The sequence below is a fragment of the Amycolatopsis sp. NPDC104775 genome, from assembly GCF_055583325.1.
Map to the genome: position 1 here is coordinate 100901 of NZ_JBVJOE010000006.1, position 15218 is coordinate 116118.

General features: G+C 69.3%; 17 protein-coding genes. 10 read left to right on the forward strand and 7 right to left on the reverse strand.

Features of this window, described 5'->3' with window-relative positions; translation table 11 throughout:
- Window positions 1–134: 134 nt before the first annotated feature.
- Complete coding sequence (locus ACZ63D_RS26635) at window positions 135–1577, reverse strand: neutral zinc metallopeptidase (RefSeq protein WP_465357092.1); 1443 nt, start codon at window positions 1575–1577, stop codon at window positions 135–137.
- 128 nt (window positions 1578–1705) lie between these two features.
- On the opposite strand from ACZ63D_RS26635, the gene glgP reads away from it, so the two are divergent.
- The gene (glgP, locus tag ACZ63D_RS26640; RefSeq protein ID WP_465357093.1) at window positions 1706–4249 is read left to right on the forward strand and encodes an alpha-glucan family phosphorylase; all 2544 of its coding nucleotides are present in this window, start codon (window positions 1706–1708) and stop codon (window positions 4247–4249) included.
- Window positions 4250–4254: 5 nt separating this feature from the next.
- Here the strand turns inward: glgP and ACZ63D_RS26645 are convergent, their stop codons facing one another.
- Window positions 4255–4413 (reverse strand): hypothetical protein, encoded by a 159-nt coding sequence (locus tag ACZ63D_RS26645; RefSeq protein ID WP_465357094.1) that lies wholly within the window; start codon window positions 4411–4413, stop codon window positions 4255–4257.
- 311 nt (window positions 4414–4724) lie between these two features.
- Between ACZ63D_RS26645 and ACZ63D_RS26650 the strand changes: the two genes are divergently transcribed.
- The 3 genes from ACZ63D_RS26650 to ACZ63D_RS26660 are packed head-to-tail and all read left to right on the forward strand — an operon-like array spanning window position 4725 to window position 6510.
- Window positions 4725–5564 carry a hypothetical protein gene (locus ACZ63D_RS26650; RefSeq protein ID WP_465357095.1) on the forward strand — a complete coding sequence of 280 codons (840 nt, stop codon included), beginning with the start codon at window positions 4725–4727 and terminating at the stop codon, window positions 5562–5564.
- On the forward strand, window positions 5561–5905 hold the full coding sequence (locus ACZ63D_RS26655; RefSeq protein WP_465357096.1) for a hypothetical protein: 345 nt from the start codon (window positions 5561–5563) through the stop codon (window positions 5903–5905). Before ACZ63D_RS26650 ends, ACZ63D_RS26655 begins: the two co-directional genes overlap by 4 nt.
- Complete coding sequence (locus ACZ63D_RS26660; RefSeq protein WP_465357097.1) at window positions 5905–6510, forward strand: hypothetical protein; 606 nt, start codon at window positions 5905–5907, stop codon at window positions 6508–6510. Before ACZ63D_RS26655 ends, ACZ63D_RS26660 begins: the two co-directional genes overlap by 1 nt.
- Before the next feature lie 3 nt (window positions 6511–6513).
- Here ACZ63D_RS26660 and ACZ63D_RS26665 read toward each other — a convergent pair whose 3' ends face one another.
- The gene (locus ACZ63D_RS26665; RefSeq protein ID WP_465357098.1) at window positions 6514–6909 is read right to left on the reverse strand and encodes a rhodanese-like domain-containing protein; all 396 of its coding nucleotides are present in this window, start codon (window positions 6907–6909) and stop codon (window positions 6514–6516) included.
- On the reverse strand, window positions 6906–7451 hold the full coding sequence (locus tag ACZ63D_RS26670) for a cysteine dioxygenase (protein ID WP_465357099.1): 546 nt from the start codon (window positions 7449–7451) through the stop codon (window positions 6906–6908). The genes ACZ63D_RS26665 and ACZ63D_RS26670 overlap by 4 nt, the downstream gene beginning before the upstream one ends.
- A gap of 281 nt (window positions 7452–7732) precedes the next feature.
- Here ACZ63D_RS26670 and ACZ63D_RS26675 point away from each other — a divergent pair, with 281 nt between their 5' ends.
- The 5 genes from ACZ63D_RS26675 to ACZ63D_RS26695 are packed head-to-tail and all read left to right on the forward strand — an operon-like array spanning window position 7733 to window position 12352.
- Window positions 7733–8545, forward strand: a complete 813-nt coding sequence (locus ACZ63D_RS26675; RefSeq protein WP_037716706.1) for an ABC transporter ATP-binding protein — start codon at window positions 7733–7735, stop codon at window positions 8543–8545.
- Between the two features lie 55 nt (window positions 8546–8600).
- Window positions 8601–9380, forward strand: coding sequence for an enoyl-CoA hydratase/isomerase family protein (locus ACZ63D_RS26680; protein ID WP_465357100.1), 780 nt, complete (start codon window positions 8601–8603; stop codon window positions 9378–9380).
- A gap of 20 nt (window positions 9381–9400) precedes the next feature.
- On the forward strand, window positions 9401–10357 hold the full coding sequence (locus ACZ63D_RS26685; RefSeq protein WP_465357446.1) for a methyltransferase domain-containing protein: 957 nt from the start codon (window positions 9401–9403) through the stop codon (window positions 10355–10357).
- Window position 10358: 1 nt separating this feature from the next.
- Window positions 10359–11567: a class I SAM-dependent methyltransferase gene (locus ACZ63D_RS26690; RefSeq protein WP_465357101.1), complete on the forward strand. Its 1209-nt coding sequence runs from the start codon at window positions 10359–10361 to the stop codon at window positions 11565–11567.
- Between the two features lie 23 nt (window positions 11568–11590).
- Window positions 11591–12352, forward strand: coding sequence for an HAD family acid phosphatase (locus tag ACZ63D_RS26695; RefSeq protein WP_465357102.1), 762 nt, complete (start codon window positions 11591–11593; stop codon window positions 12350–12352).
- A 56-nt stretch (window positions 12353–12408) separates the two neighbouring features.
- On the opposite strand, the gene ACZ63D_RS26700 is transcribed toward ACZ63D_RS26695, so the two are convergent.
- The 3 genes from ACZ63D_RS26700 to ACZ63D_RS26710 all read right to left on the reverse strand — a co-directional run bounded on the left by ACZ63D_RS26700 (window position 12409) and on the right by ACZ63D_RS26710 (window position 14552).
- On the reverse strand, window positions 12409–13389 hold the full coding sequence (locus tag ACZ63D_RS26700; RefSeq protein WP_465357103.1) for a chitinase: 981 nt from the start codon (window positions 13387–13389) through the stop codon (window positions 12409–12411).
- 119 nt (window positions 13390–13508) lie between these two features.
- Entirely contained in the window at window positions 13509–14063 is a 555-nt protein-coding gene (locus ACZ63D_RS26705; RefSeq protein ID WP_465357104.1) for a dihydrofolate reductase family protein, read from the reverse strand.
- A 51-nt stretch (window positions 14064–14114) separates the two neighbouring features.
- Entirely contained in the window at window positions 14115–14552 is a 438-nt protein-coding gene (locus tag ACZ63D_RS26710) for a MarR family winged helix-turn-helix transcriptional regulator (protein ID WP_465357105.1), read from the reverse strand.
- A 52-nt stretch (window positions 14553–14604) separates the two neighbouring features.
- Between ACZ63D_RS26710 and ACZ63D_RS26715 the strand changes: the two genes are divergently transcribed.
- Complete coding sequence (locus ACZ63D_RS26715) at window positions 14605–14901, forward strand: putative quinol monooxygenase (RefSeq protein WP_465357106.1); 297 nt, start codon at window positions 14605–14607, stop codon at window positions 14899–14901.
- Window positions 14902–15218 lie beyond the last annotated feature (317 nt).

Consider the following 15218-nt stretch of genomic DNA (forward strand, 5'->3'; position numbering starts at 1 on the left):
CACCCCGACACGCCCCCTTCTCTTCTTTTCGGTGTTGGTTGTCAAGGCATCTTTCCCGCCTTGACAACCACCCCCGAACCGTCAGCACACTCAGCTTCGGGGTGCCCACGCACGAACCCCCCCAGCGCAAAACCTCACGGATACTGCTTAGAACAAGAGGACGACCCCTCCAGATATCCCCGCCGCAACGCCTCGACCCGATCAAACCCGCTGTCCGGCCGCTCCCCGTTCACGTTCGCCGACACCAGCCCGTCCGGCCGCAGCAGATCCGCGATCGCCTCGTCCAAATCCCCAGACGACAACCGCAACTTCACCCCGCCGGTCGGATGATTCGAGAACGCCGCCCAAGCACCCACCAGGCAAGCCGTCCGCAACCCGGCGTTGGGCGTATCGATCGAAGCCCCGACCCCCTTCTGAATCCCCACCGCATAGCGCGAGGCCAGCTCGGCAAAGGCCGCGAAGTCGCCCAGTCCGCCCCCGGCCCGGCCCGCCATCTCGGCTTCCTGGTCCACCGGCTCAGCCAGCTTCTCCAGCGCCCGCTGATCGAAGGCCACCGTGTTGTCACTCGGGCAATAAGACGCGGGCGGCGTACTGGGCCCACCCGAGCAGCTGCCCGCCCCGGCCCGGAACTGCGGCCCCTGCACGCCCGCGCCCTTGAACGCCTCGTCGAGACTGGCCTTCACATCCGCCACCAGGCGCTCGTCGAACCGCACGTCGCCCTTGCCCTTGTCGTCCCGGTCGAACGGCCGCTCAGTCAACCGCTTCTGCACGTTCTGCGCGTTCATCCCCGCGCATTCCTTGGGCCCCTTCTCGAACCCGGCCTGGAACGCATACGTCCGGTCGAACGCCGTACCGTGCGCCTGCCGATCCGTCGCGCTGGTCCCGGCCTGGTCGCGGATGAAGAACATCGCCGCCAGGATCTGGTCCAGCCCCTCCGCGGTCGACACCCGGTAGAACTTGCTCTTGTCCTCCGCGACCCACCGGAAGTACCCGCCGGCGAAACAGTCCGCCTGCTGTTCCTTCACGACGGTCGGCGTCGACTTCGAGATCCCCGCCGCGGCCCCGAGCCGGTACTGGATCGCGTGGCCGAACTCGTGCGCCAGCACGGTCACCACCGACATCGGCCCGAACCGCTTGCGCAGCATCGGCAGCAGCACTCCGCGGTCCCACGCCACCGAATCGTCGCCCGCGCAGTAGAACGCGTTCACCAGCTGCTTGACGCTGCCGCACGCGGTGTCCTCGGTGTCGCGCTTCGAGTCGTACGACAGCAGCGATTTGACCGGCTCGAAACGCTTGCCGCCGAACTCCGCGGGCAGCGCCTCGGTCCAGTACGCCTGCACGTCCGCGATCGCGGCGGTGGCGAGCTGGTCGTCCTCGCCGCCGCTGGCGTTGCGCACCCGCAGGTCCGGCTTCGGCGCGTCCGACCGCAGCCCGCTCTCGAAATGCGTGACCGGCAGCCCGGCGACGTTCCCGGCTCCCGGTGTCGCCGGGGGAGTCTTGTCCCCGCACGCGGCCGTACCCAGCACAGTCGCCACGACTAGCGCGACCAGCGCGTACCGGCGTCCCCCTCGGCTCATGTTCCCTCGTTCCACTTCCGCGTCCGACAACGAACCGGGACATTACTGACCCGGATGGCGCACTGTGCGGACAATCCCCGAAGTGGGGTGCGAGCGCTCGCGGGGCGGGCCGGATATCGTCGCTGACCATGCGTGCAGTCCGCCGGTTCACCGTCCGCGCCAGCCTGCCCGAGCCGCTCGCCGGGCTCGGGGCACTCGCGACCAACCTTCGCTGGACCTGGCATCCGCCGACGCGCGACCTGTTCGCCTCGATGGACGCCGAACTGTTCAACAAGATCCGCGACCCGCTGCGCATGCTCACCGCGCTGCCACCGGAGCGGCTCGAGGAGCTGGCGAAGGACGAGGACTTCCTGCGCCGCACCCGCGAGGCCGCCGCCGGGCTGGAGCGCTACCTCACCGAACCGCGCTGGTACCAGCGGCGCACCGACGAGGGCCTGCCGCGGGCGGTCGCGTACTTCTCGATGGAGTTCGGGGTCACCGAGGCGCTGCCGAACTACTCCGGCGGCCTCGGCGTGCTCGCCGGTGACCACCTCAAGGCGGCCTCGGACCTGGGCGTGCCGATGGTCGGTGTCGGCCTGCTGTACCGGTCCGGCTACTTCCGCCAGGGCCTGTCGCTCGACGGCTGGCAGGTCGAGCACTACCCGGTGATCGACCCGAACGCCTTCCCGCTGGAGCTGGTCGCCGAGGACGGGCGCCCGGTGCTGGTCGAGGTCGCCATGCCGGGCGGGCGCGACCTGCGCGCGCAGATGTGGCGGGCGCGCGTCGGCCGGATCCCGCTGCTACTGCTCGACACCGACATCGAGGCCAACGACGAGGACCTGCGCTCGGTCACCGACCGGCTGTACGGCGGCGACGCCGACCATCGCATCCGCCAGGAGATCCTGGCCGGCATCGGCGGGTTCCGCGCGGTGCGGAAGTTCTGCGAGCTGACCGGGCATCCGCAGCCGAAGGTGTTCCACACCAACGAGGGCCACGCCGGGTTCCTCGGGCTGGAACGCGCCCGCGAGATCATCCAGTCCGACGGGCTCGCCTTCGACGAGGCCCTGCCCGCGGTCCGCGCCGGGACCGTGTTCACCACGCACACCCCGGTCAGCGCGGGCATCGACCGTTTCCCGGTCGACCTCGTGCAGCGCTACTTCTCCGACGGCAGGCTCGTCCCCGACGTCGACGTCCGCCGCGTGCTGCAACTCGGCGCGGAGGACAACCCGGGCCTGTTCAACATGGCGCACATGGGCTTGCGGCTGGCCCAGCGCGCGAACGGCGTCTCGAAGCTGCACGGCCGCGTCACGCGCCGGATGTTTTCCCGGTTGTGGCCCGGTTTCGACGAAGCCGAGGTGCCGATCGCGTCCATCACCAACGGCGTGCACGGCCCGACCTGGGTGGCGCGCGAGCTGAGCGCGCTGCTCGGCGGCAATCACGAGGAGTTCGGCCACGAGGGCCGCACGCCGGACAGTTCGCTGCGCGACGGCGTCAGCGACCAGCAGCTGTGGGAACTGCGCCGGGAACTGCGGGAAAAGCTCGTCGGCGAGGTCCGGCGCCGGGTGCGGGCGGCGTGGATGCAGCGCGGCGCGTCAGCGCTGGAACTGGGCTGGACCGACCGCGTCTTCGACCCGGACGTGCTGACTGTCGGCTTCGCCCGCCGCGTCCCGACGTACAAACGGCTCACGTTGATGCTGCGCGATCCGGACCGGCTGCGCGCGCTGCTGCTCGACGAGAAGCGGCCGATCCAGATCGTGATCGGCGGCAAATCGCATCCCGCCGACGAGAACGGCAAGCAGCTGATCCAGCAGATCGTGCGCTTCGTCGACGATCCCGCGGTGCGCCACCGCATCGTCTTCCTGCCGGACTACGACATGTCGATGGCCCGCTACCTCTACCGCGGCTGCGACGTGTGGTTGAACAACCCGGTGCGGACGCTGGAGGCGTGTGGCACGTCGGGGATGAAGTCGGCCCTCAACGGCGGCCTGAACCTGTCCATCAAGGACGGCTGGTGGGACGAGTGCTACGACGGCTCGAACGGCTGGGCCATCCCCACCGCGGACGGCGTCACCGACCCGCTCCGCCGCGACGATCTCGAAGCCGCGGCGCTGTATGACCTGCTGGGCCAGCAGATCGCGCCGCTCTACTACGACACCGGCGAGGATGGCGTGCCCACCGGCTGGCTGGCGATGGTCTGGCACACGCTCGAAACGCTCGGCCCGCGCGTGCAGGCGTCGCGGATGGTGCGCGAGTACGTGGATTCCGGCTACCTGCCCGCGTCGCGCATGGTGGCCGCCGCCACCGAGAACGGCCACCAGGGCGCGTTGTCGCTGGCCGACTACCGGACCAAACTGGAAGTCGCGTGGCCGCGGGTGCGGATCTTCGACGCCGAACTCCAGTACGACCACACCGAACGGCTCGTCGTGGGCACCGAGGTCGCCATCCGCGCCCGGATCGACCTGGCCGGCCTCGAACCGTCCGAAGTGGACATCCAGGCCGTGGTGGGCCAGGTCGGCGACGGGGACGAACTCACCGACTCGGTGCAGGTCCCGATGACGCCGGACGGGATCGGCGCGTTCGCCGCGACCTTGCGCCTGCCGCGCGCGGGCTCGGTCGGCTACACGGTGCGGGTGCTGCCGAAGCACCCGCTGCTGGCCAGCCCGGCGGAGCTGGCGCGCGTCGTGCTCGCCTGAGGAGATCACCGGCGGAAACTGACCGGCGGGACGGTGTGGCGGCATTCCGTCTCCCGCTCGGCCAGTTTCCGCTCCAGCCGCCGCCGCGCGTTCCAGCTCACCCCGAACGCGGTGAGCCACGCCCCGTTCAGCCACGCCAGTAGGACAATCACAAACAGTTCCACCGGATCTCTCCATTTCATTTCCCGTGGACGGCTTTGTCGTGAACGTAGCTCCGGTACGGCCGGGTACACCGCTGTTCCGGTGATTCTCTTGGAAAAATCGTGGCTGTCCGCGCGTCGGCTGCGATACGCGTTGTCATCCCGAATTGTCGCTGAGTAGTCGGGCACGTGATTTTCCCGGGATTTTTCCCGTTGTTGACGATTCGCCAGCCGGGACTTTTCCACGTTTTCCCAGGAAAACGCCGGTTTTCGCGACGCCGCGCGGAATATTCCAGGAATAGGAGACGGCGAAATGTCGTTTAGGATCCTTGCCCGTGATCGACAATGGGGGAATCCGCGGGAGCCAGCCGCGCCCAGAGCTGCCGATGAACGCCACGCTGCGCAAAGCGGTGGAGGGGCTGCACAAGGGAAGCGGGGTCTGGCGCGAGGACCTGCGCCGCCGGCTCGGCCCGGAACTCTGCGCCCGCTGGCATATTCCGGCCGCGGCCACCGCCGCCGAGGTGCGCGTGGTCGTCGTGGCCCGGCTCGCCGCGGTGCTCGCGAGCTTCGGCGACGACCGGCTCGCCGACGTGTTCTGGGCGGCGTTCAACGTCGGCCTCCCACGCGACGAGGAAAACGCGAAACTGGCCGGGAGATTCGCCCGGCTCGGCATCGGCCGCACCAAGTTCGATGACATCCGGGATTTGTTCACCAGCCGGATCAAGGAAAGCCTTTCCCGTCCGCTGCCGCCGCTCAGCCCCGCGGAGCTGGCATCCGCCCGTGCCCTTCTGGAGGCTGCGCCCGCGGTCGCGGAAGAGCACGTCCTCGACACTCTCGTGGACGTGCCGCGCTTCGTCTTGGCCAAATTCCCCGAGCAGACCGTGCGAATGCCGTTCCTTGGCAACGAATTGCTGATCGCGTCGCTGGCCGGAGCGGGCGACTGGTGCTGCGTGTTCACCAACGACCACACGCTCGGCGAATACGGCAAAGCACTGGGACAGCGGTGGTCGAGCGTCCGATCGTGCTCGGGCCGGGAAGCCGCACGGGCCGCCGCCCGGCGGATGGCGGGCCTGCTGGTGAACCCGAGCGCGGACGTCGGCGGCGGAACTGAGCGGATGCTGTCGCTGCCGCTGGCCCTAGTACAAGAGATCGCCGGAACACCGGAGTCGCGATGACCGGGTACGAAACCGATCCCGCGCAGCTCAGCCAGGCCGCCGATGGCCTGGCTGAGCTGAACGCGGAGACCAAACACCGCCGTGGCGCGCTTCGCTACAGCGCCCAGCCCAGCCGGGCTGGCGAGGTGCTGCTGGCCCGCAGCCTGGAGCGTTTCCAGGGCGCGTCCGTGCGGGCGGGCGAGGTGGTCGCGACCGATCTCGCCCGGCTCGCCGAGCGGCTCGAAGCGGCCGGGAAGCATTACGCGGCTTACGAATCCGACGCCGTCGAAGCGATCGAAGAGATCGCCGACAAGCCTCCGGAAGACCACGGCCCGAGCGAGATCCGGACGGTTCTCGGCTGATGGCGGAGTGGTCCGACGACATCTCGTCCCTGATGCGCGCCGAGGCCGACCGGTGCGGCTGGCTCGCCAAGCTGCTGGACCCGATCGCCGCGGGGCTGGAAGAACACGCCCTGCCGGAGTGGACCGGCTTGGGCGCCGAGGCCTACGCGGCGGTGCGAGAGAAGCAGCGAGAACAGGCCGAGGCCGCCGCGGACGCCCATCGGGTCGCCGCGGCGGCGTTGTACCAGTACGCCGATGCCGCGCAGAGCTTGAAGAAACGTCTGCTCGACGGCGAAGACGAGCCGACGCTGCTGTCCGAACGCGGCCGGTGGGCCGACGAAGCCGCCCAAGCGCTGGACCTGGCCACCGAGCGGCTCGAGGAGCTCCAGCCCACTTTGGCCGCGCTCCCGCACCAGAGCGCGGTCACCGTCGAACGCCCTTCGGTGGCCGAACGTCCGGCGGTGCTGAACCTGCCGACGCGGACCAGCCAGCCGGAATGGGACCGTGCGCAGTTCCCGGTGCCGGGCGGGCAGAACCCGCATCTGCAGGCGTTGAGCGACGCGGTCCTGCGGCATTTCCAGGCGAGCATCGGGACGATCTCCGCCCGGCTGGAACCGGACCGCTGAGGCTCAGTCGACCGCGGCCGACCCGCCTTCGCGCACCGGCAGCCCCGCCGCCGCCCAAGCCCGGAACCCGCCCGCCAAATCCGTCGCTTTGACCAGCCCGAGCCGCTGCAAATCCGCCGCCGCCAAGCTCGACGCGTACCCCTCGTTGCACACCACCACCGCGACAGTCTCCGCCGAAACCCCCGGCAGCCGCCATTCGCTGTCCGGGGCCAGCCGCCACTCCAGGTGGATCCGTTCGACCACCACCGACCCGGGGATTTCGCCTTCGGCGACCCGGTTGGCGTACGGCCGGATGTCGACGATCAACGCGCCCTCGGCCTGCAGGTCAGCGGCGCGCGCCGGGTCCGCCCGGTCCAGTGTGGACCGGGCGTCGGCGAGAAAACTCTCGATAGTGGTCATGACCGCACAATGGCAGGCAGCGGCGGGATCTCGTTCGGCACGTCGGCGAGGCTCGCGTATTCGCGCGTCGGCACCAGCGGCGGCGAGTAGGCGTGCACGCTGGCCGCCGGTTCGCTGCCGACGCCGAGCACCTGGTGCGCGCGCCCAGCGCCGAACCCGATGCCCTGCCCGGCGGTGTGCGTGCGGCGGCGAACCGGACCGCCGGGGTAGCGGTACTCCTCGCCGAGTTCGCCCTGCAGCACGGTGAACGAACCCGACGCGCCGCCGTGGTCGTGCGGCTTCGTGTGCTGGCCGGGAAGCCACGACAGCAGCCACAGCTCGACGCCGTCGGTCAGCGCCAGCCGCGCCCACCAGCGCTGGTCCTCGTCGAAGCGCAGGACCTCGCGCAGGCCGGTGGTGAGTTCGGTGACGACCGTGCGGGTCAGCTCGGCCAGTTCGCGCGGCGTCCACAGCAGCCGCGCCGGGTGCAGCAGCTCGGGCAGCAGCGGATCGGTCAGCTGGGGGTGGATTTCGACTTCGGGACGGACGATGGACGTGGTCAACGCGGATGCTCCTGGAGTGAGTCGGTGCCGGGACGCGAGGCAGCGCGGCACGCCGACGAGGCTCAGCGTGCGTGCCGCGCCCGGCTACATCCGCTGGAAGCGACCAGGAGCAGGTCGATCGCGCGACGGCGCCAGAACACGGGGCGCGCGGACCTGAACATGCTCTGGATGCTGCCACAGCGCGGTGAGCACGGCCGCTCGTCCCATCCGCTGGACACCCTGCGCGCCGTTACCCCCGGGCGGGTGCGCGCGGCCGCCCGGGCGACCGCCACAATGGGCGCGTGAGCGAGCCGATCCTGCCCAGCGATCCTGACGACCTCGTCGTGCGGATGTCCGGTGTCGGCGTCCGCCGTACCGGAAACGACCTCCTCGCGGCCCTCGACTGGGCGGTCGAGCTGGACGAGCGATGGGTGGTGCTCGGGCCGAACGGGGCGGGCAAGACCACCCTGCTGCGCCTGGCCGCCGCCGAACTGCACCCCACCTCCGGCACCGTAGACCTGCTCGGCGACCGGATCGGCAAGGTGAACATCTTCGACCTGCGCCCGCGCATCGGGTTCACCTCCGCCGCGATCGCCCAGCGCGTGCCCGGCGACGAGCGCGTCGGCGACGTCGTGGTCAGCGCCGGGTACGCGGTGATGGGCCGCTGGCGCGAGCAGTACGACCGGATGGACCTCGACCGGGCGACCGAACTGCTCGGCACGCTCGGCATCGCGCACCTGGCCGAGCGCACGTTCGGCACGCTCAGCGAGGGCGAGCGCAAACGCGTGCTGATCGCCCGCTCGCTGATGACCGACCCGGAGCTGCTGCTGCTCGACGAGCCCGCCGCCGGGCTCGACCTCGGCGGCCGCGAGGACCTCGTGGCCCGGCTGTCGGCGCTCGCGCTGGACCCGGACGCGCCGGCGATGGTGCTGGTCACCCACCACGTCGAGGAGATCCCGCCGGGCTTCACGCACGCGCTGCTGCTGCGCGAGGGCCGCGCGGTGGTGTCCGGCCTGGTGGACGACGTGATCACCAGCGAGAACCTGTCCAAGACGTTCGACCAGGACCTGGTGCTGGAGCGTTCGGGCGAGCGGTTCTTCGCCCGCCGCAGGTAGGTTTGTGCTTACCGGCCGGTAGCCTGCGGTCAGTTCGTCAACGAGGAGGATTCGCGTGGGAGAGTTCGTAACCCTGGAGGTCGAGGGCGGGGTCGGCACGATCCGGCTGGACCGGCCGCCGGTCAACGCGCTGAACAACCAGGTGCAGGCCGAGCTCGCCGAGGCCGCGCGCGAGGCGTCCGACCGCGACGACGTGCGCGCGGTGATCCTCTACGGCGGCGAGAAGACCTTCGCCGGGGGCGCGGACATCAAGGAGATGGCCTCCCGCACGTACCCGGAGATCGCGAAGTTCGGCGCCGAGCTGACCGCGTCGCTGGCCCGGGTCGCGAACATCCCGAAGCCGGTTGTCTGCGCGATCACCGGCTACGCCCTCGGCGGCGGCCTCGAACTGGCGCTCACCGCGGACTGGCGGATCGCCGGCGACAACGTCAAGGTCGGCCAGCCGGAGATCCAGCTCGGCATCATCCCCGGCGCGGGCGGCACGCAGCGGCTGACCCGGCTGATCGGCCCGAGCAAGGCCAAGGACCTGATCTTCACCGGCCGGTTCGTGAAGGCCGACGAGGCCCTCAAGCTGGGCATCGTCGACGAGGTCGTGGCCCCGGACGACGTGTACGCCGCGGCGCACAAGTGGGCGTCGCAGTTCGCGAACGGCCCGGCGGTGGCGCTGCGCGCGGCCAAGACGGCGATCGACTCCGGTCTCGACGTCGACCTGGCCACCGGCTTGAAGATCGAGACGCAGCTGTTCACCGCGCTGTGGGCGACCGAGGACCAGCGCAACGGCATGCAGTCGTTCATCGACAACGGCCCCGGCAAAGCCAGTTTCGAGGGGAAGTGACTTCCGTGTCCGACTCAGGAGTGTCCGACCCGGCTCCGAACCCGCACGCCACCGAAGACGAGGTCAAGGCGGCCTACGCCGACCCGAAGCTCGCGAACGTCCTCTACCACGACTGGGAAGCCGGGACGTACGACGAGAAGTGGTCCATTTCCTACGACGAACGCTGCATCTCCTACGCCACCGACGTGTTCAACGCGGTGGCCGGCGAGGACGGCCAGCCCTACCAGCACGCGATGGAACTGGGCAGCGGCACCGGCTTCTTCCTGCTTAACCTGATGCAGGGCGGCGTCGCGAAGAAGGGCTCGGTCACCGACCTGTCGCCGGGCATGGTGCAGGTCGCGCTGCGCAACGCCGAGAACCTCGGCCTCGACGTCGACGGCCGGGTCGCCGACGCGGAGCGCATCCCGTACGACGACAACACGTTCGACCTCGTGGTCGGGCACGCGGTGCTGCACCACATCCCGGACGTGCGCCAGGCGTTCGCCGAGGTGCTGCGCGTGCTCAAGCCGGGCGGGCGGTTCGTTTTCGCCGGCGAGCCGACGAAAATCGGCGACCGCTACGCGCGCCGGCTCGGCCAGCTCACCTGGTACCTCACCACGAACATCACCAAGCTGCCCGCGCTGAGCGGCTGGCGGCGTCCGCAGTCCGAATTGGACGAATCCTCGCGCGCGGCGGCGCTGGAGGCCGTGGTCGACATCCACACCTTCGACCCGTCGGAGCTGGAAGCGATGGCGCGCGGCGCTGGCGCCCAGGACGTCCGCGCGGTCACCGAGGAGTTCTCGGCGGCATTGGCCGGCTGGCCGATCCGCACCTTCGAGGCCGCGGTGCCGCAGGAGAAGCTCACCGTGCGCTGGCGGCTGTTCGCCTACCACCTGTGGCTGCGGCTGTCCGCTTTGGACAAGAAGGTGCTGTCGAAGGTGCTGCCGCGCGAGCTGTTCTACAACGTGATGATCACCGGGACCAAGCGGCCGTCCTGACTTGCCCTACAGTTTCACGCTCGACGACGTCGCCTTCCTGCGCTCGGACGCGGGACGGGCGGCGCTCGCCGAGTGCTCCACTTTGGACGGCTCGCGGATCGCGGACGTCACCACGGCTCGTCGCCTGGTCGGCGAGCGTGCCGCTCCGGTGCTGGAAACCGTTGCACTGCGGCGTAAATCGGTATTAAAGCTCACTTCTTCCGCTGAGTGGCTGTTCACTGCCGACGCCTTGCAGCAAGCGAGCGCTACCCCGGTGGCCCGGCATCGCGCTTCCCGGCTCACGGGGTTGCCGGTGCACGACGTCACCTGCTCCGTCGGTGCTGATCTGGTCGAACTGTCTCGGGTCGCGTCGGCGGCTGTCGGGTCCGATGTGGACCCGGTACGGCTGGAAATGGCTCAGCACAACGCTTCCGTCGCCGGAGTGTCCCCGCTCGTCGCGCGCGCCGACGCCCTGCGTCCGGTTTCCCGGGACACCGCGGTGGTCGCCGATCCCGCCCGCCGCGACTCCGCCGGTCGCCGGGTATGGCGTCCAGCGGACTTCCTGCCGCCGCTCGACGAACTCGTGGCCGCTTATCCCAGCCGGGTCCTGTCGGTGAAATGCGCGCCCGGCATGGATTTCTCTATCGCGCCCTGGGCGGACGAGGTGGAACTCGTCTCGCTCGACGGCCAGGTCCGCGAGGCCTGCCTGTGGCGCGGTCTGTCCTCCGGCGTCACCCGCCGGGCGACAGTGTTGCGTTCGGACGGTACACAGTGGAGTATCACCGACGCGGAACCGGACGACATTCCCGTGCAGGAAGCAGGGGAGTGGCTGATCGATCCGGACGGCGCGGTCGTCCGAGCCGGGCTCGTGCGCCACTACGCGGCCCGGCATGGGTTGTGGCAGCTGGACGAACGCATCGCCTACCTGACCGGTGCCACGCCACCGCCCGGAGTGCGGGCCTTCCGGGTGCTGGAACAGGTGCCGTACCGGGAAAAGACGCTCGGGCAGGCATTGAAGAAGCTCGACGTCGGACGGCTGGAAATCCTCGTCCGCGGCCTCGACGTCGACCCGGACGCCTTGCGCCGCAAGCTGAAACCGCGCGGCAGCGAAGAGTCCACTGTGGTGCTGACGCGGATCGGCCGGTCGCCGGTGGCGTTCGTGTGCCGGGCCGAACGCATCCCAACGGAGGGTTTTCAAGCCGGGGAACGCGGCGTAAGTTCTGCGGGTTGACGAATCACCACTGGAGGGTCGCTGTGTCTCGTTTTCCCGCTCTCGTCAAACTGGCCGCCGCCGCGGCCATCGGAGCCACCGTCGCGGGCGGCGCGACCGCGCTCGCCGGATCGGACGCCGTCACCGCCGCGCACGGCCGGGAACCGGCCAACATTGGCCAGGTGAAGAACGACGTCAAGGCGTACTACGGCGACTGGCTCGACGCGTCCGGCAAGCACCACTACTCCGAAACCAGCCGGTTCGTCACCGACACCAAGCGCGTGGTCGCCGACGCGAAGCGGTACCTGCAGCAGAAGCTGGGGAAGGTGAAGAACCCGGCGATCGTGCTCGACGTGGACGACACGTCCGAGGTCACCTACGGCTGGGAAGCCGACAACGACTTCGGTTTCGACCCGGTGAAACAGCAGAAAGCCATCGACGACGGCACCTTCGAGGCCAACAAGCCGGTGCTGGAGCTGGCGAAGTGGGCCGCCGAACGCGGCGTGCGGGTCTACTTCCTGACCGGCCGCAACGACAAACAGGGCCCGCAGTCGCTCAAGAACCTCGCCAACGAGGGCTACCCGACGCCGGCCGGCGCGTACTTCAAGCCGAAGACCACCGCGCCGGACTACCTGCCGTGCGGGCTGACCTGCAACACCGTGCAGTACAAGTCGGGCACCCGCGCGCACATCCAGTCGACCGGCGCGCACATCGTGCTCAACCTCGGCGACCAGTTCAGCGACCTCGAGGGCGGCTACGCCGACCACCCGGTGAAGCTGCCGAACCCGATGTACTACCTGCCCTGAGTCTGTGCCGGAAGCAGCCCGGGTCCCGCGCCGGGCCCGGGCTGCTCCGTTTCTCGTCAGCCGGAGTACCCGGCGAAGATCTTCGAGAATTCGTACGGCTGCTGGGAAATGTTGGTGCACTTGTACAGCGGCCCGTTGCACGCGTTCGCGTCCCGGCCGAGTTCCCAGAACGACAGCATTCCCAAGTGGACACTCTGCGCGAAGCTCACCACCGCGCTGGCGTCCTTCTGGTAGAAGATCTCGTTCTGCGAATCGTTGACGCCCAGCATCGGCGTGAGGCCGACCTTCTGCCAAGCGTCCGCATCGGACAGTCCGAGCGCCGATTTCAGTTGCGCTTGCGTGGATTGCGCCGCCTGGATCGCCTTGGCTCCCTGATCGCCCGAACCCTGGTAGTAGTCCATCGCCATCACGTTAACCAGGTCGAGGTCGACTCCCGCGTCGCGCGCCGAGGTCACGACGTTCAGCCCGTCCGACGTGAGCCCCGTGGGCAGCACCGGCAGGGTCAGCGAAATCTTGAGCCCGGGATTGTCGTCCTGCACCTTCTTCAATGCCTGCGAACGGAGTTTGATCGAACCCGGGTCGGCGACCGCCGAGCCCTCGATGTCGACGTCGATGTACTTGAGGTTATAGGCTTTGATCACCGCCTCGTACTCGCCTGCCAGTGAATTGACGTCCCCGCACGCCTGCGCGAGTTCGACGCCGGACGCGCCGCCGAAGGAGACCTTGACGTCCCCGCCCGCCGCGCGGATCTTCGCGATCTCGTCGGACTGCCACCCCTGCCGGGGGTCGTAGGCGGCGAACCAGCTGGCCTTGCAGGCGGCCCCGGTGACAAAGCCGAGGGTGAAACTCTTGATGCCGCTCTGCTCGGACATCGACGACAACACGGGCGACGGCCACGCGCCCATGTCCACATAGGGCGCGAGCGCGATCGACGAACCACTAGCCGCGGCCGCGGTGCCGTGCGGCACCGCAAGCCCGGCGACGGCCAGCAACCCGCCCAGCGCGGCGGCCAGTTTTCGGGGGAAGGGGAGACGCATAGGTGGAACCTCCACGGTGAGGACCGAGGGGTGGTAAACCCCTGTCCAAATGGTATAGACCAATAACTCCGTGGAGGCCATACGCCATTAGTAGGCCGATCCGTCCCGCTGAGCGGGATTCACTGCCTCGCGGCGAGCCGGTACCGCAGGTCGACCGCCAATGCCGGGTCGCCGTCGTACACGCGTTCCCAGCGCACTGGTTTCCCGCCCGGATTGTCGAACAGCCGCACCCCGGACCCGAGCATCACCGGCACGAGATGCACGCTGAACTCGTCGACAATCCCCAGCTCAACGCATTGGCGTGCGATATCCTGGCTGTGCAGCTCAAGATCTTTCCCGTTCGCCGCCGCGAGCCCGATCTCGACCGCCTCCCGGACGTCGCAGCCGAGAAACGTGACCCCGTCCTCGGCCGGCGCGTCCTCCGGATGATGAGTCAGCACGAAAACCGGCCCGCTCCACGCTCCGCCATACGGCTGCCGCGCGACCTTCCCCGGCGCCCGCGCCGCCAACGCGTCAAACCCGCGCCGCCCGCCCAAAATCGCCCCGACCCGCGCGACGGATTCCTCGTGCACGCCCGGCGTGACGCGCACTCCGGACATCCACTCCATCGCATGCCCGTCCGCGGCGACGAACCCGTCCAGCGACATCGCGACGTGCCACAACACCTTGCCCATGAACCCTCCTCGGTCTACTTGATTCGGGTAGACCGCGGGGGCGGCGAAAACTCATCGGTCCTCAGGCAGCAAATTTTCCGCGCAGCTGCTCAACAGCTCAGCCAGCCGCAGCCGATCCGCTTCCGACAGCCCGGCCAGCATCCGTTCCTCGACCTCGCCGACCACCCGATGCGCCTCCTTCAACCGAGCCTCGCCCGCCGCGGTAAGCCGTACCGGCCGCGCCCGCCCCGTTGAGGCTTCCTCAGCCACCGCGACCAGTTCGGCCGTCTTCAACCCGGTCAGCACGTCCCGCAACGACTGCCGCGTCACAAAACACTGCCGCGCCAGCTCAGCCGACGACGCCCCCGGTTTCTCGGCGAGGGCGACCAGCACCGCGTACTGCGACATGGACAGCCCGATCGGCCGCAGCAGTTCGTCGGACGCCTGCCGGAACGCCTGCTGCACCCGCTTCACGAGATACCCCGGCCGTCGCGTCGTCTCTTGACTCATGACAGGAAACTTACACATACTGGCGCCGGCCAGTCACGTCCGAGGAGAAGCCATGACGACCATCACCACCGACGCCGACGTCGCCACCCTGGTGAACGTCTTCACCGTCGCGCCGGAAAAGCAGCGAGCCTTGGTCGACGTCCTGACGGCAGCGACGGAGGACGTGTCCGCGAACCTCCACGCGAGCACCGACGGCACGTGCGTAGTGAACTACGCCCAGTGGACCAGTGCCGATGCCTTCCACGCCATGCTCGCCGACCCGGAATGCCGTGAACATCTGGCCGCGGCCACGGCTCTAGCCGAGTCCGATCCGCACCTCTACACAGTGGAATCCGTGCACCACGCCTGACCCCGGCTTTCCGGTGGTCGCTTCGCGCGATTACCAAGCCCGCGCGGACGAATTTCCGCTTGGGCCGGGCCTGTCGCCGCACCTGTCTGGCCGGAACCTCTTCGGGCGGCTCGTTACGCCTCGCCACGCTTTTCAGCCTCAGCGCCCTGGTTCAGTTGCGAACAGGAGCCGTCCGCGCCGCTGCGCCGAATCCCCTTCGGCCGCAACTCCAATCGGTTCCGGCCGAGCCCTCCACCGGACAGCGCGGTGCTGGTGTCGGCCAGCGCCCCCGGCGACCCCGGCCCGTCCGACCCCCCCATTCGGCCGAGCCGGAGCCG